This is a genomic window from Kribbella sp. NPDC104218, from assembly GCF_055584105.1.
In genome coordinates this window covers 939,609-957,944 of record NZ_JBVJMQ010000003.1, presented here as the reverse complement: position 1 = coordinate 957,944, position 18,336 = coordinate 939,609, and the positions used below count along the sequence as shown (strand labels likewise).

At 69.9% G+C, this 18,336-nt stretch carries 17 protein-coding genes; 13 read left to right on the top strand and 4 right to left on the bottom strand.

What is annotated here, in order from left to right; translation table 11 throughout:
• A complete protein-coding gene (locus ACZ6ZD_RS29230) occupies positions 1 to 1,056 on the top strand; it encodes a Gfo/Idh/MocA family protein (RefSeq protein ID WP_465677132.1) in 1,056 nt (351 codons plus the stop codon).
• On the opposite strand, the gene ACZ6ZD_RS29225 is transcribed toward ACZ6ZD_RS29230, so the two are convergent.
• Positions 1,053 to 2,522, bottom strand: coding sequence for a KamA family radical SAM protein (locus ACZ6ZD_RS29225; RefSeq protein WP_465677131.1), 1,470 nt, complete (start codon positions 2,520 to 2,522; stop codon positions 1,053 to 1,055). The two genes, ACZ6ZD_RS29230 and ACZ6ZD_RS29225, sit on opposite strands and share 4 nt — an antisense overlap.
• 155 nt (positions 2,523 to 2,677) lie before the next feature.
• Between ACZ6ZD_RS29225 and kdd the strand changes: the two genes are divergently transcribed.
• The 7 genes from kdd to ACZ6ZD_RS29190 all read left to right on the top strand — a co-directional run bounded on the left by kdd (position 2,678) and on the right by ACZ6ZD_RS29190 (position 10,522).
• Positions 2,678 to 3,712, top strand: a complete 1,035-nt coding sequence (kdd, locus tag ACZ6ZD_RS29220; RefSeq protein WP_465677130.1) for an L-erythro-3,5-diaminohexanoate dehydrogenase — start codon at positions 2,678 to 2,680, stop codon at positions 3,710 to 3,712.
• Positions 3,713 to 3,715: 3 nt separating this feature from the next.
• Complete coding sequence (locus ACZ6ZD_RS29215) at positions 3,716 to 5,356, top strand: amidohydrolase (RefSeq protein ID WP_465677129.1); 1,641 nt, start codon at positions 3,716 to 3,718, stop codon at positions 5,354 to 5,356.
• Positions 5,353 to 6,909 (top strand): lysine 5,6-aminomutase subunit alpha, encoded by a 1,557-nt coding sequence (gene kamD, locus ACZ6ZD_RS29210; RefSeq protein ID WP_465677128.1) that lies wholly within the window; start codon positions 5,353 to 5,355, stop codon positions 6,907 to 6,909. The genes ACZ6ZD_RS29215 and kamD overlap by 4 nt, the downstream gene beginning before the upstream one ends.
• Complete coding sequence (kamE, locus tag ACZ6ZD_RS29205) at positions 6,906 to 7,658, top strand: lysine 5,6-aminomutase subunit beta (RefSeq protein WP_465677127.1); 753 nt, start codon at positions 6,906 to 6,908, stop codon at positions 7,656 to 7,658. Before kamD ends, kamE begins: the two co-directional genes overlap by 4 nt.
• Positions 7,655 to 8,050 (top strand): 3-aminobutyryl-CoA ammonia lyase, encoded by a 396-nt coding sequence (kal, locus tag ACZ6ZD_RS29200; protein WP_465677126.1) that lies wholly within the window; start codon positions 7,655 to 7,657, stop codon positions 8,048 to 8,050. Before kamE ends, kal begins: the two co-directional genes overlap by 4 nt.
• Before the next feature lie 364 nt (positions 8,051 to 8,414).
• Complete coding sequence (gene lnt / locus ACZ6ZD_RS29195; RefSeq protein WP_465677125.1) at positions 8,415 to 9,980, top strand: apolipoprotein N-acyltransferase; 1,566 nt, start codon at positions 8,415 to 8,417, stop codon at positions 9,978 to 9,980.
• A 50-nt stretch (positions 9,981 to 10,030) separates the two neighbouring features.
• The gene (locus ACZ6ZD_RS29190) at positions 10,031 to 10,522 is read left to right on the top strand and encodes an FxsA family protein (RefSeq protein WP_465677124.1); all 492 of its coding nucleotides are present in this window, start codon (positions 10,031 to 10,033) and stop codon (positions 10,520 to 10,522) included.
• A gap of 1 nt (position 10,523) precedes the next feature.
• Here ACZ6ZD_RS29190 and ACZ6ZD_RS29185 read toward each other — a convergent pair whose 3' ends face one another.
• From ACZ6ZD_RS29185 to ACZ6ZD_RS29175, 3 genes are all read right to left on the bottom strand, one after another.
• Positions 10,524 to 11,675, bottom strand: a complete 1,152-nt coding sequence (locus tag ACZ6ZD_RS29185; RefSeq protein ID WP_465677123.1) for a GDSL-type esterase/lipase family protein — start codon at positions 11,673 to 11,675, stop codon at positions 10,524 to 10,526.
• Positions 11,672 to 12,250: a TetR/AcrR family transcriptional regulator gene (locus ACZ6ZD_RS29180; protein WP_465677122.1), complete on the bottom strand. Its 579-nt coding sequence runs from the start codon at positions 12,248 to 12,250 to the stop codon at positions 11,672 to 11,674. Before ACZ6ZD_RS29180 ends, ACZ6ZD_RS29185 begins: the two co-directional genes overlap by 4 nt.
• A 91-nt stretch (positions 12,251 to 12,341) precedes the next feature.
• A complete protein-coding gene (locus tag ACZ6ZD_RS29175; protein ID WP_131296220.1) occupies positions 12,342 to 12,713 on the bottom strand; it encodes an RNA polymerase-binding protein RbpA in 372 nt (123 codons plus the stop codon).
• A 246-nt stretch (positions 12,714 to 12,959) separates the two neighbouring features.
• On the opposite strand from ACZ6ZD_RS29175, the gene ACZ6ZD_RS29170 reads away from it, so the two are divergent.
• The 5 genes from ACZ6ZD_RS29170 (at position 12,960) to ACZ6ZD_RS29150 (ending at position 18,158) form a co-directional block, all read left to right on the top strand.
• Positions 12,960 to 14,303 (top strand): efflux RND transporter periplasmic adaptor subunit, encoded by a 1,344-nt coding sequence (locus ACZ6ZD_RS29170; protein WP_465677121.1) that lies wholly within the window; start codon positions 12,960 to 12,962, stop codon positions 14,301 to 14,303.
• The gene (locus ACZ6ZD_RS29165; RefSeq protein WP_465677120.1) at positions 14,300 to 14,992 is read left to right on the top strand and encodes an ABC transporter ATP-binding protein; all 693 of its coding nucleotides are present in this window, start codon (positions 14,300 to 14,302) and stop codon (positions 14,990 to 14,992) included. The genes ACZ6ZD_RS29170 and ACZ6ZD_RS29165 overlap by 4 nt, the downstream gene beginning before the upstream one ends.
• The gene (locus ACZ6ZD_RS29160) at positions 14,989 to 16,218 is read left to right on the top strand and encodes an ABC transporter permease (RefSeq protein ID WP_465677119.1); all 1,230 of its coding nucleotides are present in this window, start codon (positions 14,989 to 14,991) and stop codon (positions 16,216 to 16,218) included. The genes ACZ6ZD_RS29165 and ACZ6ZD_RS29160 overlap by 4 nt, the downstream gene beginning before the upstream one ends.
• A 13-nt stretch (positions 16,219 to 16,231) precedes the next feature.
• Entirely contained in the window at positions 16,232 to 16,717 is a 486-nt protein-coding gene (locus ACZ6ZD_RS29155; RefSeq protein ID WP_465677118.1) for a hypothetical protein, read from the top strand.
• A gap of 115 nt (positions 16,718 to 16,832) precedes the next feature.
• Entirely contained in the window at positions 16,833 to 18,158 is a 1,326-nt protein-coding gene (locus tag ACZ6ZD_RS29150; protein WP_465677117.1) for a sugar ABC transporter substrate-binding protein, read from the top strand.
• The last annotated feature ends 178 nt before the right edge of the window (positions 18,159 to 18,336 follow it).

Here is an 18,336-nt window from a genome sequence, read left to right as displayed (position 1 = left end):
ATGACCACCAGAGTCGCCGTCATCGGCCTGGGCTCGATCGCCCAGGAGCATGTGAAGGCCTATCAGAAGAACCCGCTGGCCGATCTGGTCGCCGTCTGCGACGTCGACCTGGTCCGGGCCAAGGAGGGCGCGGCGCGGTTCGGCGTCCCGCGGGCCAGCGGCGACGTCCAGGAGATCCTGGCGGATCCGGGGATCGACGCGGTCAGCATCTGCGTGCCGAACAACCTGCACGCCTCGATCGCCGAGGCCGCGCTGCGGGCCGGTAAGGACGTGCTGGTCGAGAAGCCGATGAGCGTCTCGGTCGCCGAGGCCGAAGCGCTGGTCGCCGCCGCCAAGGAGACCGGCCGGGCGCTGCAGATCGGTTACGTCCGGCGGTACGCGCCGAACGCGCTGGTCGCGAAGCGGTTCCTCGACGAGGGCGAATTCGGGAACATCTACGCGGCCCGGGCCACGATCCTGCGCGCGGCCGGCAACCCCGGCGGCTGGTTCGGCGACAAGGAGATCTCCGGCGGCGGCCCGCTGATCGATCTCGGCGTGCACATCATCGACCTGTGCTGGTACCTGATGGGCCGGCCGACCGCGGTGAACGTCTCCGGCGCGGCCTTCGCGCCGCTGGGCGCCCGCGACAACATCCAGCACCTGACCCGGTACCGGGCCGCCTCGGCGACCCGCGTCAACAACGTCGAGGACTACGCGACCGCGCAGATCCGCTTCGAGTCCGGGGCCGTGCTGAACGTCGACACGTCGTACTCACTGCACACCCGCAACGAGACCCGCGTCGAGCTGTTCGGCGACCGGGGCGGCGTCCAGATCGAGCCAGCCCTGCACATGGTCACCGAACGGCACGACACGCTGCTGCACATCGAGCCGCAGATCGACTCGCTCGGCTTCGACTTCGCGGTCGGGTTCGCCAACCAGATCGACCACTTCCTGCGGATCGTCCGCCGCGAGGTCGAAGCGGACGCGCCGGCCGAGCACGGTCTGGAGATGGCCCGGATGCTGACCGCGATCTACGAGTCGGCAGCATCCGGGACCGAGGTCTCCATCACGCACTAGATCAACGGCAGGAGTTTCTGGGCTTCGGCCGCCTCACGGGAGGCCGCGGCCCGGGCCTCCGCCTCGGCCAGCGAGGTGCCGGCGTGCTCGGTCCACCACTGCTGGCCCTCGGCCGGAAGCGTGTCGATCGGGTCGTAGTACTCGTAGGTGCGGTTCAGCGCCTCCGGGTCCTGCTGCTCGATCCCGGTCCGGTAGTTCTTCTTCCAGTACGAGATGCCGCGGACCTCGTCGTACTCCGACAGCTGGTGCACCCACCGCTTACCGACGTACGGGACGTCGCAGACGATCCGCGGAGTCGCGAAACCGGGCAGGTAGCCGAGGATGCCGTGCTGCAGGTGCTGCGCGTCCTTGACCGAGACCCGCCAGTGCTCCGAGAACGGGATCATGTCGCACATGTAGAAGTAGTACGGCGTGATCGTGGCGCCGTCGAGCAGCGCGAAGCACAGGTCGAGCAGCTGCGGGATCGAGTCGTTCACGCCGCGCATCAGCACGCCCTGGTTGCGGACGTCGCGCAGCCCGGCCTCGAACATCGCCTTGGTCGCCTCGGCCACCAGCGGCGTCACCGACTGGGCGGCGTTCACGTGGGTGTGCATCGCGATCATCACGCCGCGCTGCCGGGCGACCGTCGCGACTCGCTCGACACCGGCGCGGACGTCGTCCGACAGCCAGTGCTGCGGCATCCCCATCAGCGCCTTGGTGGCCAGCCGGATGTCGCGGATGTTCTCGATCTCGAGCAGGCTGGTCAGGAACGCCTCGAGCCGCGGCCAGGGCATGTTCGCGACGTCGCCGCCGGAGACCACGACGTCCCGGACGCCGGGGGAGCGGCGCAGGTAGTCGAGCATGTCGTCGATCCGGGTCTGCGGTTTCGCGACGAACTTCAGCTTGTCGATCACCGGAGTCGAGTTCCCGACGAGGTCCATCCGGGTGCAGTGCCCGCAGTACTGCGGGCAGGTCGGCAGCACCTCGGCCAGGACCTTCGTCGGGTAGCGGTGGGTCAACCCCTCCGTAGCCCACATCTCGTGCTCGTGCAGTGAGTCGCGCGTCGCGTGCGGGTGCGACGGCCAGTCCGTCCGGCGGTCGGTGAAGACCGGCAGCATGTAGCGGCGGACCGGGTCGGCGTAGAACGCCTCGGTGTAGTCGGCGGCGCCGTTCGGGACGATCGTGTTCAGCATCTGCGGCGGGATCAGCATCGACATCGTCGCGCGCTCGGCCTGGTCCCGGGTGAGGTCCTCGTAGACGCGCTCCTCGAGCAGGTCGCCCATCACGTCGCGCAGCTGCTTGACGTTCTTCACGCAGTGCGAGCGCTGCCACTGGACCGACCGCCACTCCTCGGCCGTGACGTCCTTCCACCCGGGCAGCCGGGTCCAGTCGGGCTCGACGAGCTCGGTTCGCTGGTACGCGTACGGCTGGCCGGCGAGGTCGCTCGGCTCCGGTACGGCCAGTTCGGGGCTGATCAGGTCAGTCACGAGGTCCTCCGGGGCTTGGAAGGGCTTCAAGGTGATGCGGTCTCATGTGAGGATAGCGATAGAACTTCCCCTCAAGGCAACAGTACGCCGCAAGAATTCTCGTCACACTCCGCTTTGAGTAGTATTTTGCCTGATCGCACGAACAGGAGAGCCCCATGACGTCCAGTCCAGTGGGACTACACCGGGTGATCACGCCGTCCGGCGTGTTGCCCCAGGCCGCGGAGCGCCTCGACGCCCGCGCCGAGATCTGGCCGGACGAGGTCCGGATCACCGTCGAGCGGCTGAACCTGGACGCCGCGTCGTACCGGCAGCTGGCCGAGGCGCACGACGGCGACGGGACGGCGGTCCGCCGCGCGGTGCTCGACATCGTCGCGGCGCGCGGCAAGATGCAGAACCCGGTCACCGGTTCCGGCGGGATGCTGGTCGGCGTCGTCGACGAGGTGGGCCCGGAGTCGCCGCTCGGCCTGCAGAAGGGCGACCGGGTCGCGACGCTCGTCTCGCTGACGCTCACGCCGCTGCAGCTGACCGACGAGCTGAAGAGCTGGGACGGCCTGGGGGAGCAGGCCCCGGCCGAGGGGCACGCGATCCTGTTCGCCCGGTCGATCGTCGCGAAGCTGCCTGACGACCTGCGGCCCGAGCTGTCGCTGGCCGTCATGGACGTCTGCGGCGCCCCCGCGCTGACCGCGCGCGTCGTCCGCTCGTATGTCGACAAAGGCATAGAACCTGTCGTGTCAGTAATTGGCGGCGCAGGTAAATCGGGATCGCTCTCCCTGGCCGCCGCGCGCGCCGCGGGCGCCGCGAAGACGATCGGCATCGTCCCCGTCCAGCACGAGGCGACCGCACTGACCGCGGCCGGGCTCGCTGACGTGGTGGCGCTGGCCGACGCTCGCGATCCGGTCGCGCTCGCCGCGGCGGTCGGGGAGCCTGCCGACATCACGGTGGTCTGCGTCGACGTCCCGGGCTGTGAGCACGGCGCCGTCCTTGCGACCGCGCCCGGCGGGACGGTCATCTTCTTCTCGATGGCGACGTCCTTCTCGGCGGCCGCGCTCGGCGCCGAAGGGCTTGCCGCCGACGTCACCATGCTGGTCGGGAACGGGTACGTGCCCGGTCACGCGGAGTACGCGCTGCAGCTGTTGCGGAACCAGCAGGGTGTCCGCGGACTGTTCGAGAGCAGGCTGGCGGAGGATTAGTCCGTGCGCACACTTCTGACGAACGGTTCCGTCTACTCACCCGCCGACCCGCATGCGACCGCGATCGCCTTCGACGACGGGGTGGTGACCTGGCTCGGTGACGACACCGGCGTCGGCGCGTACGCCGACGGCGCGGACGAGGTGATCGACCTCGGCGGCAAGCTGGTCACCCCGGCCTTCGTCGACGCCCACGTGCACACGGTCGGCATCGGCGCGCTCCTCAACGGCCTCGACCTCACCGGGACGAAGTCCCTGACCGAAGCCCTCGACAAGCTGAACGCCTACGCGGCCGGACTGCCTGCGGATGCAGTCATCGAGGGATCGAACTGGGACGAGACCCGCTGGCCCGAGGGGCGGCCGCCGACGCGGGAAGAGCTGGACCGGGCGGCTGGGGGTCGGCCGGTCTACCTGTCGCGAGTCGACGGACACTCGGGTGTGGTGTCGTCTGCGTTGGTCGCGGCGGTACCGGGCCTGACGGCCCGGGAGGGGTACGACGAGACCGGGCGAGTGGAGCGAGCCGCAAACCACGCGGTGCGCGATGCGCTGGCGGCGGACGCGGTGGGCGGTGCTGTCGAAGACGCCGGCGCGCACACCCCCGCTGCTGTGCGCGAGCGCGCGCTTCAGCATGCGCGAACGGCCGTGCGGGCTATGGCCGCCAAGGGGATCGGCGCCTTCCACGAGATGGCGGCGCCGCATATCGGGCCTCGGTGGGAGCTGCCGCTCGTGCGGCAGGCGGCTGATGAGATCGGGCTGCACAGCACCTTGTACTGGGGTGAGCCGGGCGTCTTCGAGGTGCTGGACGAGTACGGCGTCGCCGGGTTGGCGGGTGACCTGAACGCCGACGGCGCGCTCGGCTCCCGGACGGCGGCCCTGCGCGAGGCGTACGCCGACCGCGCGGACCACCGCGGGCACGCGTACCTGACCGCCGAGCAGATCGCCGAGCATGTGATCGCGTGCACCGAGCGTGAGATCCAGGCCGGGTTCCACTGCATCGGTGACCAGGCGCTCGACAACATCGGCCGCGGGTTCGAGCTGGCCGCGGAGAAGGTCGGCGTACCGGCGCTGCTGGCGGCCAGGCACCGGCTGGAGCACGTGGAGATGCCGGCGCCCGAGGTGATCGCCACGCTCGCGCGCTGCGGCGTCGTCGCCAGCGTCCAGCCGATGTTCGACGGGCTCTGGGGCGGGCCGAGCGACATGTACGCCGAGCGCGTGGGCGATCGCTGGCGGGAGATGAACCCGTTCGCGTCGCTGGCCCGGGCGGGCGTCGTCCTCGCCTTCGGTTCGGACTCGCCGGTCACCGAGCTCGGCCCGTGGGACGCCGTCCGCGCGGCCGCCTTCCACCACAACCCGGACGAGCGGATCACCGTCCGGGCCGCGTTCGCGGCGCACACGCGCGGCGGCTGGCGGGCGGCCGGGATCGACGATGCCGGGGTGCTCGCCCCGAGCACACCGGCGACGTACGCGATCTGGTCGACCGACGCCGAGCTCGTCGTCCAGACGCCGGACTCCCGGGTCGCCGCCTGGTCGACGGACCCGCGGGCCGGCGTACCGGTGCTGCCGGATCTGAGTGAAGGAACCCCGACCTGCCTGCGGACCGTCGTCGGCGGCCGGACGGTCTACGAATCCGAGGGATGGTCGCAATGAAGAAGCTCGACCTCGATCCGGTCACCGTCCGCAAGGCGCGGACGCTGGCCCGCAAAGCCGGGCGGCCGATCGTCAACCTGGCCCGGCAGCACACGACGGTCTCGGTCGAGCGCGCCGTCCTGCGGCTGGCCGGGCTCGCCGGAGCCGACTCCGAGGGCATCCCGTGGGTGAACCGGCTCGCCGACACCGTCCGGGCCGATGTCGGCCTGGAGCACGGCTTCGCGCTGCCGGTCTGGGACGCGCTGCTCCGCGGCGAGGCCGAGGACCTGAGCGTGCTCGCGCAGAAGGCGGCGTCCGGCTCGGTCACCTTCCGGCTGCCAGAGGGCCGCGACGCGCAGCGCGCCAGGACGGCGGCGCGCAAGGCTGCGGCCGCCGGGATCAAGCGGATCGACGGACGCCGCCGCGAGCGTGAGCGGCTGATCAAGCGGCACGGCGACCCCGAGCAGCGACCGTGGATCTACCTGATCGTCGCGACCGGCGACATCTACGAGGACATCCCGCAGGCCCAGGCGGCCGCGCGGGAAGGCGCCGACATCATCGCGGTGATCCGCTCCACCGGGCAGTCGCTGCTCGACTACGTCCCCGAGGGCGCGACCCGCGAGGGCTTTGCCGGGACGTACGCGACCCAGGAGAACTTCCGGCTGATGCGCGCCGCGCTCGACGAGTCGTCGCGGGAGCTCGGCCGGTACGTCCGGCTGACCAACTACGCCTCCGGGCTGTGCATGCCGGAGATCGCGACGTTGGCCGGCCTGGAGCGGCTGGACATGATGCTGAACGACTCGATGTACGGGATCCTGTTCCGCGACATCAACCCGATCCGCACCTTCGTCGACCAGCGGTTCAGCCGGCAGATCCATGCCCGCGCCGGGATCATCATCAACACCGGCGAGGACAACTACCTGACCACCGCGGACGCCGTCGAGGCCGCGCACACGGTCACGGTCTCGCAGCTGCTGAACGAGTACTTCGCCAAGGAGGCCGGCCTCGAGGACTGGCAGCTCGGCCTCGGCCACGCCTTCGAGATCAACCCCGACCTGCCGGACTCGTTCCGCCTCGAGCTGGCGCACGCGATGCTGGCCCGGCAGCTGTTCCCGGCCGCACCGCTGAAGTGGATGCCGCCGACCCGGCACATGACCGGCGACGTGTTCCGCGGCTACCTGCTGGACGGCTTCTTCAACCTGGTCGGCGCGATGACCGGCCAGGGCATCCTGCTGGTCGGGATGATGACCGAGGCGGTGGTGACGCCGTGGATCTCCGACCGCGACCTGGCCCTGCAGAACGTCCGCTACGTACTAGGTGCCGCCGGCAACCTTCACGAGGACTTCCGGCCGGAGCCGAACGGGTTCATCGCGCAGCGCGCCCGGCAGGTGCTCGGCGAGTCCGTCGAGCTGCTGGAGGAGATCGTGGACGACGGCCTGCTGAACGCCATCGGCGACGGCACCTTCGGACTGATGAAGCGGCCGCAGGACGCCGGCCGCGGCCTGGACGGCGTCGCCCGCAAGTCCGCCGAGTACTACAACCCGGCGATCGAGTTGTTGGAGGAGGACCGATGAGCATCATCCGGCCGTACGGCGACACCACCGGGGACGGCATGGTCCAGATGTCGTTCACGCTGCCGATCCCGCACGACAAACGCGCCGAGGGCGCGGCCGTCCAGCTGGCCAACAAGATGGGGATGGACCCGGCGCTCGTCGTCCACGCCAAGCCGATGGGTCCGGACTTCACGTTCTTCGTCGTCTACGGGCCGGTCAACCACCTGGTCGACACGTCCAAGGTCGAGGTGATCGAGCGCGACTACCCGCTGCTCTCGCCGAAGGAGGCCAACCTCGCGATCCGCAAACACCTGCGCCGCCGCCTGACCGTGGTCGGCGCGTGTATCGGGACCGACGCGCACACCGTCGGGATCGACGCGATCATGAACATCAAGGGGTTCGCGGGGGAGAAGGGCCTGGAGTACTACCGGGAGCTCAAGGTGGTCAACCTCGGCGCCCAGGTCGCCGTACCGGAGCTGGTCCGGCGGGCCAAGGCCGAGAAGGCGGACGCGATCCTGGTGTCGCAGGTGGTCACCCAGCGCGAGGCGCACGTCCTGAACACCAAGGAGATGTCGGCGGCCTTCCGGGAGGCGTACGCCGAGGACCACCGGCCGGTGTTGGTTGCCGGAGGCCCCCGATTCACCGAGCAGATGGCCGGTGAGCTCGGCGTCGACCGGGTGTTCGGGCGCGGCACGACGCCGGGTGAGGTGGCCAGCTATCTGGTGAACGCGTTGGTGACCCGGCGGCAACCGGTTCGAAGGAGCGCATGAAGGTGTCAAAGGCAACTATTGGGCTGACCGTCACGCATCGGCGTTACGTTCCGTACAGCCACGCGCACTATGCGGGGAACCTGGTCGACGGCGCGTACGTGCTCGCGCTGTTCGGTGATGTCGCCACCGAGGTGTGTATCCAGGCCGACGGCGACGAAGGGCTGTTCGCGTCGTACTCCGACGTCCAGTTCCTGGAGCCGTTACGGGCCGGTGACGTTGTGGAGGTGAAGGCAACGATCGTCCGGGTCGGGAATCGCAGCCGGGAGCTGGAGTTCAGCGCGTACGTCGTCTGCCGCGGCCGGCCGGAGCGCTCGGAGTCGGCGGCCGACGTCCTGGCCGAGCCGCTTGTGATCACTCGCGCAAAGGGCACCGTCGTCGTCCCGGTCGGTTAACAATTGCTTGCCCTCGGTAACGAGTCCAAGGCGTTGTGTTACAGCGGCTTCAAGGAGGAGACGGAGAGGTTGACACCGTCGCCGGCAGCGAGCATCGTTTTGGGAGTCGTCAAACCCCATCGGATGATCCCGCGACGCTGACCAGGCCAGTGCCAGGCTTGAGTCGACGGGGGCTGAGATCACCGGTGGTACGCCCCCCGCGGGGCAGAGGTGGAAGAGGTTCGGCGCCCAGTAGACAACAGCCGGTCGGTTCGCAGCCAGTGATCCGTCGGTTGGTCCGAAGGGCGCCGAGCCTCTTTCCTCTTTTCCGGCCGCTCAACCGCGCCAGCTACAGTGTGCCGGTGTCGCGGACGAGGGAGACGGCGTGAACCGGTTGAAGGCTCTGGGGCTCCTGCTGCCGCGGGTTGCGGTGGCGGTGGCGGCGGGTGTGGCGCTCGGCTTCGCGTTCGAGCCGCATGCGCATTCCTGGCTCGCGTTCATCGCCGTACCGGTGTTCCTGGCCGCGTTGAGCGGCGCGGGGCTGTCCTCGAAGGGCGGCTTCCTGATCGGCGCCGGGTTCGGCATCGCGTACTACTCGACGCTGGTGCCGTGGCTCAGCGTCATCGGCGGGGACGCGGCGATCGCGCTGTCGATCCTCGAGGGGTTGTTCTACGCGGTCTTCGCGGCGTTCGCGGTCCGGCTGCTGCGGCACAAGTGGTGGCTGCTGTGGATCCCGTCGCTGTGGGTCGCGACCGAGTTCGCGGCGGCGTCCGTGCCCTTCGGCGGGTTCCCGTGGGGGCGGCTGGCCTGGGCCTTCGCCGACTCCCCACTGGGCAAGCTGGCGGCGTACGTCGGCATCCCGGGGCTGAGCTTCGTGATCGCGCTGCTCGGCGTCCTGGTGTTCGCGTTGTTCCGGCTGCAGAGCAGCTTCCGGCTGCGGGCGGTGGCGCTGGTGGCGGGGGCGGTGATCGTCGGTGGGAGCGCGCTGGTCAACCTGTCGACCGACGGGAACGGCAAGACCGTGACGGCCGCGATGGTGCAGGGGAACGTGCCGGGTAAGGGGCTGGAGTTCCTGGGCCGGGCGCGGACCGTTACGCGCAACCATCTGACCGCGACGCTGGAGCTGCAGAAGAGTGTGGCCGCGGGCTCGGAGGACAAGCCGGACATCGTGATCTGGCCGGAGAACTCGACCGACATCGACCCGTTCAAGGACGCCGAGACGCGCGCGGACATCGAGCAGGCGGTGAAGGCGGTCGGCGTCCCGATCCTGGTCGGGGCCGTTCTCGAGGGTCCGGGGCCGAACGAGCGGCAGACGACCGGCGTCGTGTGGGATCCGCAGTCCGGGCCGGGGCAGGTCTACGCCAAGCGGCACCCGGTGCCGTTCGGCGAGTACATCCCGTTCCGCGAGCAGCTGCTGCCGTACATCAAGCGGCTGGAGATGGTCGGCCGGCAGACCGCGCCGGGCAAGGTGCCCGGCATCATGCCGATCGGCGGCGTCACGTACGGCGACGTGATCTGCTTCGAGCTGGCGTACGACAACGTGATCGCGGATGTGCTGAACGGCGGCGCGCAGGTGCTCGTCGTCCAGACGAACAACGCGACGTACGGCGGGACGGGGCAGCCCGAGCAGCAGTTCGCGATCACCCGGATGCGCGCGATCGAGACCGGGCGGACGGTGCTGATCGCCTCGACCAGCGGGATCTCCGGGGTGATCCAGCCCGACGGGAAGGTCGAGCACAAGTCGGGTGAGTTCGTCCGCGACGTCTACGTGACGAAGGTGCCGGTCCGGGACGAGAAGACGCTCGCGATCCGGCTCGGGGCCTGGCCGCAGTGGATCCTGACCGGGATCGGCCTGCTGGGCATCATCGTCGCGCTGGCCGGCCGCCGCCGGAACAACCCGCCGTCCCCGCCGCCCGCCGCGAAGCCGGCCCGCCAGAAGGTGCCGGCCTGAGCTTTGGTCCGGTTCCGTACCCTGGACCAAAGCCGGAAGGGGTAGCCGACATGCCGTGGTTCGTGGCGCTTGCACTGCTGCTGGTGCCGATCGTGGAGATCTACGTGATCATCCAGATCGGCCAGGTCATCGGCGGCTGGCCGACCGTCGCCCTGCTCCTGGTCGAGAGCGCCCTCGGCGCCTGGCTGATCAAACGCGAAGGCCGCCGCGCCTGGCGCGCCCTCCAGTCCGGTTTCGAATCCGGCAAGATGCCCGGCCGCGAGCTCGCCGACGGCGCTCTCGTCCTGATCGGCGGCACCCTCCTCCTCACCCCCGGCTTCGTCACCGACATCTTCGGCTTCTTCTTCGTCCTCCCCTTCACCCGCCCCCTCGCCCGCCGAGTCCTCACCGCCTTCCTCGGCCGCCGCGTAACCACCCAACTCAACACCCCCGGCCTGGGCCCCTTCCCACCCGGCTTCATCCCCGGCCCCACCACCACCCGCCCCGCCTCCGGCGACGTCATCCAAGGCGAAGTAGTCGACCCCGAACCGCCCAAGCGTTAACTCAGGCGAACGGGCCCTTTGGGGCGAAGGCTGTGGTGGTGAAGCGGGTGGCTATCAGGGTGTGGGTTTGGTGGTCGGGGTGGAGGGCGTCGGGGAGGGGGTGGGTGGGGGTGTCGGCGGGGCCGTAGAGGGTTCGGCCGTCCAGGTAGTGGAGGTTGGGGTCGGTGGGGGCGCGTTGGGTGACGATGCGGGCGAGCTCGGTGCGGATGGTTTGGAGGGTGAGTTTGCCGGCGGGGACGTCGGCGGGGTCGCCGGTGGCGGTGAAGGTGAGACGGCCTTCGGCGAGGGCGGTGAGGTCGGGGGTGGTGGGGCCTGGAGTGGTTTCGTGGATGGGGCAGAGGAGGGGGGAGATGACGAGGAGGGGCGTGGTGGGGTGACCTTCGCGGATGGTGTCGAGGAAGCCGTGGACGGCGGGGGTGAACAAGCGCATCCGGAGGGTGTCGCTGTTGACGATGTTGATGCCGAGTTTGAGGCTGATCAGGTCGGCGGGGGTGTCGCGGATGGTGCGGGCGATGAAGGGCTGCAGGTAGGCGCTGCCGCTGTAGCCGAGGTTGACCAGCTGGAGGCCGTTGGCAGCGGCGACCTGGGCCGGCCAGGTGCCGGTCGGGTGGGTCGCGTTCGAGCCGTGGCTGATCGAGCTGCCGTGGTGCACCCAGACCGGGCCGCCGGACGGCGCTGGCTCGACCGGCGAATCGGTGCGCAGGGCAACGACCTCGGTGGTCTCGTCGTGCGGTAGCCAGATCTCGACAGTCTTGGCCCCGGCCGGCAGGCCGTCGAAGCGGACCGTCACCGGCTCGCCGCGGGTCAGCGACGTCTCGCCGGTCATCATGTTCATCGAGACGACGTCGCCGCCGGCCGCGGCGCCCTGGGTGAAGAGCTTGCCGTCGACGAGGACGTCGTACACGCCGTCGGGCCGCGGCGGGGCACCGACGTAACTGCGCTTGGTCGGAATCGTCACCAGCTCGACCACGGTCGCCTCGGTACGAAACGCGAGCCGCACCCCGGAGGACTGCGATTCGGCCATCTCCAGCTGCGGGTCGACGTACTGCTGTCGAGCCCACGCGGGCAACCGGTGGGGGAGTACGCCCCGGTCGGTCGGCTCGAGTTCGAGCGCGCCGCGGAGGAGAGCTGTGGTGACGGGAGTGCTGATCACTGCGATGACCTTTCGGGCCAGTTGCGGAGGAGGACGTCGAGAGCGTCGAGGACGCGCGGCCAGCTGTCGGAGCCGCTGGGGGAGCTGTGGTCGAACGAGCCGCCGAGCTCCAGGCTGACGTAGCCGTGGAACACGCTCCCGAGCAGCCGGATCGCGTCCGTCTGCGCCGGCTCACCCAGCTCGTACCCGCGCAGCACCGCGCGGGTGAGCTCGGAATGCCGCCGCCCGACCTCGATCGCTTCGGACCCGGCATCGACCCGGTACTGCGCCGCGGCGTACCGCCCCGGATGCTCGCGGGCGTAGTCGCGGTAGACCCCGGCCAGCGCGACCAGCGCATCTCTCCCGGCCCGCCCGGCGACCGCGGCCGCACCGCGATCAGCCATCTCACCGAGCGCGAGCACCGCGATCCGGCTGTTCAGGTCGTGCGAGCTCTTCACATGTGAGTAAAGACTCGCCACCTGGACGCCGAACCGCCGCGCGAGCGCGGACGCGCTGACCTTGTCGAAGCCGATCTCGTCGGCCAGCTCGGCCCCCGCACGGGTCAGCCGCTCCGGGGTCAATCCAACGCGAGCCATAACTCATTATGTGCATACCTAAAGCCTTTAGGCAAACGACGGTAAACGAAAGCCCGGACCGCGCCGTTGCGGTCCGGGCCTCGAGAGTTACTCAGGCAGTGCGCTTGGTCCGGTGCAGGTGCGCCGGGCCGATCTCACCCTTGCGAAGCAGCTCGACCCGCTCGGCCAGCAGCTCCTCCAGCTCGGAGATGCTCCGGCGCTCCCGCAGCATGTCCCAGTGCGTACGGGCCGGCTTCTCCTGCTTCGGCTCCGGCTTCTCACCCGTCGAGCGAGCCGCCTCGCTGCCGCAGTGCGGGCACTCCCAGATCGCGGGCACCTCGGCGTCGTGCGCCATGGTGACCTCGACCACGTGGCCGCGCGGGCAGTCGTACGTGATCATCTGGCGCGGGGCGAACTCGACGCCACGGTCATCCTCGAAGCTGACCCCACCCAGCCCCGAACCACGCAGTACGCGATTAGACATGTCAAACCTCCGAGATCGTCATCCGTGCCAACGGTCGGCCGGCCCGGATCATTCCCATTTTGGCATGCCCGAGCCATATGTACGCACCTGACAACACCGTCATGACGCCCTGTCATCGAGCCTTCACAGATCACGGTGTGTCGCGACCGGCCGATACTGAGACGCACCGGACCGCTCCGGAGTTCACAGCGCGTTGCCAGGAATTCACGATCACTTCCTCAGCATGCGTGCCTAGCGTCCCCTCCCATGGTGCTACCCCGCCACAAACTCCGTGGCCTCAGTCTGCTCAACGTCGGTCTGGCCGCGGTCGTCGTCGCGATCGCCGTCATGGCCTACTTCCTGTTCTTCCGCGGCGGCCAACCCGCTGCGAGTGCGGCCCGGCCGACGGTCGCCGTCCAGCGCGGGGACGTCGTCGCGAGCGTGAGCTCGAGCGGCACGCTGCAGAGCTCCCAGACCGCCTCCCCGCAGTTCGGGACTGCCGGGACGGTGACCCAGATCGTCGTGAAGGTCGGCCAGGTCGTCGCCAAGGGCGCCGCGATCGCGAAGGTCGACCCGGCGGCCGCCGAGCGGCAGCAGCGGATCGCCGAGCAGAACCGGATCGCCGCGGCCAACTCCGTGACAGCCGCCGAGGAGTCCCTGGACGACGCCGAGGAGGCGAAGGAAGCCGCCGACGAGGCCTCCGCCACGCCGACCGACGATCAAGCTCAGGCTCAAGGTCAGACTCAGAACCCTGAGGTGGCGGTCAGCACCGCCGAGGCGGCCCTGGCCCGGGCGAAGGCCGATCAGGAGCAGGCCGACCAGGACGTCGAGGCCGCGAAGGACGCCGTCGCCGCGACCACCCTGCGGGCGCCGATCGCCGGGACGATCACCGCGATCAACGGCACCGTCGGCTCGGTCGCGGGCGGGTCCACCGGGTCCACCGGGTCGAGCGGCTCAGGCTCAGCGAGCGGTTCAGGCTCGACCTCAGGTCAAGGTTCAACCTCGGCGACCGCGAGTACGACGACCGCCGGATCCGGCTTCGTCGACATCTCCGATCTGAAGGCGCTCCAGGTCTCGGCCGCCTTCCCGGAGGCGGACGCGATCAAGATCAAGGCCGGTCAGTCCGCCACGGTCACCCTGAACGCCGACCCGGGCGCCAGCCTCACCGCCACCCTGGCGACCGTCTCCCCGGCCCCGACGACCACGAACGGCGTCGTCTCGTACGCCGCGACGTTCTCGCTCGCCAAGCTCCCGGCCAACGCCCGGATCGGCCAGACCGCGAACGTGACCGTCCAGACCGCCAAGGCGGCGAACGTCCTGTTCGTCCCGAGTACGGCGATCGCCACCACCGGGACGACGAACACAGTCACGCTGGCCAACGGCGCCGGTACCCGGGACGTCGAGATCGGCGTCCGCGGCGGCAGCTACACCCAGATCACCGCCGGCCTCGAGGAAGGCGAGCAGGTCGAGCTCCTCCAGGGCGCGATCGGCCAGGGGCAGACCGGCCAGGGCCGCACCGGCCAACTGCCTGGCGGCGGCGGCCAGTTCCCCGGCGGCGGCGCCGGTCAGGGCCCGGTCATCCAGCGGAACGCCGGCGGAGGCAACCGGTGAGCGCTGACGCCCTGATCGACATCCGGGACGTCACCAAGACCTACGGCGCGGGAGACACCGCGGTGCACGCCCTGCGGGGAGTGTCGCTGCGAGTGGACGCCGGCGACTACGTCGCGGTGATGGGCTCGTCCGGATCCGGCAAGTCGACGCTGATGAACATCCTCGGCTGCCTCGACGTCCCGAGCCGCGGTGAGTACTGGCTCGACGGCAGCAACGTCGCCCGGCTGTCCGAGGACCAGCAGGCGCTCGTCCGTGGCCGCAAGATCGGCTTCATCTTCCAGTCGTTCAACCTGATCCCGCGCACCAGCGCGCTGGCGAATGTCGAGCTTCCGCTCACCTACGCCCAGCTGCGCCGCGCGGAACGGCGGCGCCGGGCGACCCACGCGCTCGAACTGGTCGGCCTCGCCGACCGGACCGATCACCGGCCGAACCAGCTCTCCGGCGGTCAGCAGCAGCGCGTCGCGATCGCCCGCGCCCTGGCAACCGGCCCACGGATCCTGCTCGCCGACGAGCCGACCGGCAACCTCGATGCGCAGTCGACCGACGAGGTGCTCGGCCTGTTCGACCAGCTGAACGCCGAGGGCCGGACGATCGTCGTGATCACCCACGAGACCGAGGTCGCCGACCGGGCCCGCCGGTTGATCCGGGTCGCGGACGGCCGGATCGTGACGGACGAGGTCACCCGATGACGCCCCGCGATCTGCTCGGCGCCGCGCTGCGCGGCCTGTCCGCGAACAAGCTCCGCTCCCTGCTCACCGTCCTCGGCGTCTCGATCGGGGTCGGCGCGGTCATCGTCCTCGTTGCGGTCGGCAACGGCTCCGGCAAGGCCGTCGAGAGCCGGCTGGAGGCGATGGGCACCAATCTGCTGACGGTCTCCACCAGCGGCGGAGGCGGCGGCTTCGCCCGCGGTCAGGCCGGCCCGTCAGCACAGCAGTACGCGCTCACCCTCGCCGACGCCGCCGCGCTCGGCGACCGGCACCTGGCCCCGGACGTCGCCTCGGTCGCGCCTGTGATGACCAGCTCCGGTACGGCGACCAACGGCGACACCAGCTACACGATCAACCAGGTGATCGGGACGACTCCGGCGTACCTCCCGGCGACCAACACGCCAGTCGGCTCGGGTCAGTCGTTCACCCAGCACGACGTGGACGCCGCCGCCCGGGTGATCGTGCTCGGCCAGACGACCGCGAGCGAGCTGTTCGGGCGCGCTCAGGCGGCGGTCGGGCAGACCGTGAAACTCGGCGCGGTCGACTTCGAGGTCCGTGGGGTGCTCGCCAGCAAGGACAGCACCGGCTTCAACGACCCGAACGCGACGGCGATCGTCCCGATCAGCACGCTGCGGGCGACGCAGGCCGGGTACGGCGCGCTGAGTCAGATCGTCGTCCAGGCCGCCGGGAAGGACCGGGTCGACCTCGCTCAGGCCGAGGTGACCGAGCTGCTGACCGCCCGGCACCAGGTCCCGGCCGGGCAGACCTCGCCGTTCCGGATCACCAACTCGGCGCAGATCCTGCAGACGAGTCAGGACACCGCGGCGACGTTCACCGCGTTGCTGGCGACCGTCGCGGCGATCAGCCTGGTCGTCGGCGGCATCGGCGTCACCAACATCATGCTCGTCACCGTCACCGAGCGGACCCGCGAGATCGGCATCCGCAAGGCGCTCGGCGCCCGGCGGCGGACGATCCTCGGTCAGTTCCTGATCGAGGCGACGCTGCTCAGCCTGCTCGGCGGCGCGGCCGGGGTCGGCGCGGCGCTGATCGTCACCCGGTTCCAGCTGGCCGGGGTCGAACCCGTCCTGGTCCCGTCGTCGATCGGGCTCGCGCTCGGCGTGTCCGCGGCGGTCGGGCTGTTCTTCGGCAGTATGCCGGCGCACCGAGCCGCCGGACTCCGTCCCATCGACGCCCTACGGCACGAATGAGAGGCACGTTCGCATGAGCAGTAACGAAGAGTTCGAGGTGGCGCCGGCACCGCGGAAGACGGTCGCGCTCCCGGCCGCCACGGCGGTCCTGACGGCCATCGTTGTCCTGGCGGTCGGGCTGGCCGGCGGCGCGGGTCTGCATGCCGCTTTCGCTACGGAGAGTACGCAGTCCCAGGCTGGTCGCGGGCCCGTCGGGTCCGGCGGATTCCGTGGTCAGGGCCAGGGGCAAGGCCCTGGAGCGGCGACGATCGGCACGGTCGTGTCGGCCACCGACAGTCAGCTGGTCGTCAAGACGCAGTCCGGTGACGTGACCGTGAAGCTGACCGGCGAGACAACGTACGACATCACCGCCAAGGGGACGGCGAGCGACCTCAAGGCGGGGGAGCAGGTGGTGGTCAGCGGCCGGACTTCGGACGGTCAGGTGACCGCGACCACAGTCCGGCAAGGCGGCGTCGTTCCGGGAAATTTCCGGAGTCCGGGATCCACACCGACCCGCTGAGACCGGACAGAGATCCGATGACTCATTGACCATCCGGCTTGGAAAGCGCTATCTTCCGACGAAATGAGCTGCAAAAAGTACAAAAGCAGTTCTTCGTTGGACAGGAGCGGGCGGGATGGCAAGCAAAATCAAGTGGGTCGCGGTGGGGATCGGGGCGACCCTCGCGGTCGCCGCGTGCGGTGCGAACGGTCCGGCGAAGGTCGAGCAGGACGCCGGGGCGCCGCTCGAACTGTGGACGCGGACGACGCCGGGCGGGGACGGCGAGAAGGGTATGAAGAAGCTCGCGGCGGCCTTCGAGAAGGCGACCGGGACCAAGATCGAGGTCACCGCGATCTTCGACGACTTCGAGACCAAGCTGTCCCAGCGCGCGGCCCAGAAGGACCTGCCGGACATCGTCATGAACGATTCGTCCCAGCTGGGCGCGATGGTCACTCAGGGCATCGTCCGTGAGGTCGACCTGACCAAGATCACCGGCAGTGACCAGCTGCTGGAGTCCGCGCTGGGCGCGGCCAAGTTCACCGACGGCAAGGCGTACGGCGTCCCGTACTCCGCGCAGGCCTCGGCGCTGATGATCCGCAAGGACTGGCGGACCAAGGTCGGTCTGCCCGCGCCGACCGATCTGACCCAGTTCGTCGCGCTGGCCAAGGCGTTCACCACCAAGGACCCCGACGGCAACGGCAAGAACGACACGTTCGGCCTGGCCGTCCCCGGCTCGACCAAGCGCGGGTACGCCTCCTGGTACTTCTCCAACTTCCTGTGGGGCGCGGGCGGCGACTTCGTCGCCAAGCAAGCCGACGGCAAGTACAAGCCGGCCATGTCGACGCCGGAGTCGGTCGCCGCGACCAAGTGGTTCCGCGACCTGGCCTGCACCGAGAAGGTCGTCCAGCCGGGTGCGGCGACGATGGACACGCCGCCCACCAACGAGACGTTCGAGTCCGGCCGGGCCGGGATGTACGTCGTCGGCCCGTACCTGATGCCGCGGTTCGACTCGAGCCTGGGCAAGGACAAGTACGAGGTCGTCCCGGTGCCCAAGGGCGTCAAGGACGCGACCGTACTGGCCGAGGGCGGCAGCGCCTACCTGATGGCCGGCTCGAAGAACGAGGCCGGGCAGAACGCCTGGGCGTCCTGGATCATCTCGCCGGACGCGCAGAAGCTGGGCATGGAGGGCGAGAAGGCCTTCAACGTGCAGCTTCCGGTGAACAAAACCGTCGACGTCAGCACGGTCCGCTCGGACCCGCGCTGGAAGGTCTACGCCGAGGTCTACCGCGATCACAGCCGCTACGCGCCCAGCATCCCGAACTGGACGCCGGTACGGCAGGCCAGCGCCGACACGGTCAACGCGCTGATCGCCGATTGCGGTCTCGACGTCGCCGCCGAGCTGACCAAGCTCGACGGCAAGCTCGCCGACGCCCTGAAGCAGCAGGGCATCGCGGCATCGTGAGTGTCCGGGAAGCAGTGTCTCGACCGGCGGGGCGGGACAAGCAACCGGCAGCGGCGGGGGGGGGGGGGGGGGGCCCCCTCTGCCCCCCCCCACCCCCACAACACACAGCCGGGGGCGCGCGGGGTGCGTCTTGTTTCCTCTTCCCCCCCCCCCCTCTAGTTTGTTTGTTTTCCCCTGT

Excerpts from the sequence above, each read along its gene's own strand:
- ACZ6ZD_RS29230 (WP_465677132.1), top strand. The coding sequence starts at position 1 with ATGACCACCAGAGTCGCCGTCATCGGCCTGGGCTCGATCGCCCAGGAG.
- kdd (WP_465677130.1), top strand. The coding sequence starts at position 2,678 with ATGACGTCCAGTCCAGTGGGACTACACCGGGTGATCACGCCGTCCGGC.
- kamD (WP_465677128.1), top strand. The coding sequence starts at position 5,353 with ATGAAGAAGCTCGACCTCGATCCGGTCACCGTCCGCAAGGCGCGGACG.
- kamE (WP_465677127.1), top strand. The coding sequence starts at position 6,906 with ATGAGCATCATCCGGCCGTACGGCGACACCACCGGGGACGGCATGGTC.
- kal (WP_465677126.1), top strand. The coding sequence starts at position 7,655 with ATGAAGGTGTCAAAGGCAACTATTGGGCTGACCGTCACGCATCGGCGT.
- ACZ6ZD_RS29190 (WP_465677124.1), top strand. The coding sequence starts at position 10,031 with ATGCCGTGGTTCGTGGCGCTTGCACTGCTGCTGGTGCCGATCGTGGAG.
- ACZ6ZD_RS29180 (WP_465677122.1), bottom strand. The coding sequence starts at position 12,250 with ATGGCTCGCGTTGGATTGACCCCGGAGCGGCTGACCCGTGCGGGGGCC.
- ACZ6ZD_RS29175 (WP_131296220.1), bottom strand. The coding sequence starts at position 12,713 with ATGTCTAATCGCGTACTGCGTGGTTCGGGGCTGGGTGGGGTCAGCTTC.
- ACZ6ZD_RS29170 (WP_465677121.1), top strand. The coding sequence starts at position 12,960 with ATGGTGCTACCCCGCCACAAACTCCGTGGCCTCAGTCTGCTCAACGTC.
- ACZ6ZD_RS29160 (WP_465677119.1), top strand. The coding sequence starts at position 14,989 with ATGACGCCCCGCGATCTGCTCGGCGCCGCGCTGCGCGGCCTGTCCGCG.
- ACZ6ZD_RS29155 (WP_465677118.1), top strand. The coding sequence starts at position 16,232 with ATGAGCAGTAACGAAGAGTTCGAGGTGGCGCCGGCACCGCGGAAGACG.
- ACZ6ZD_RS29150 (WP_465677117.1), top strand. The coding sequence starts at position 16,833 with ATGGCAAGCAAAATCAAGTGGGTCGCGGTGGGGATCGGGGCGACCCTC.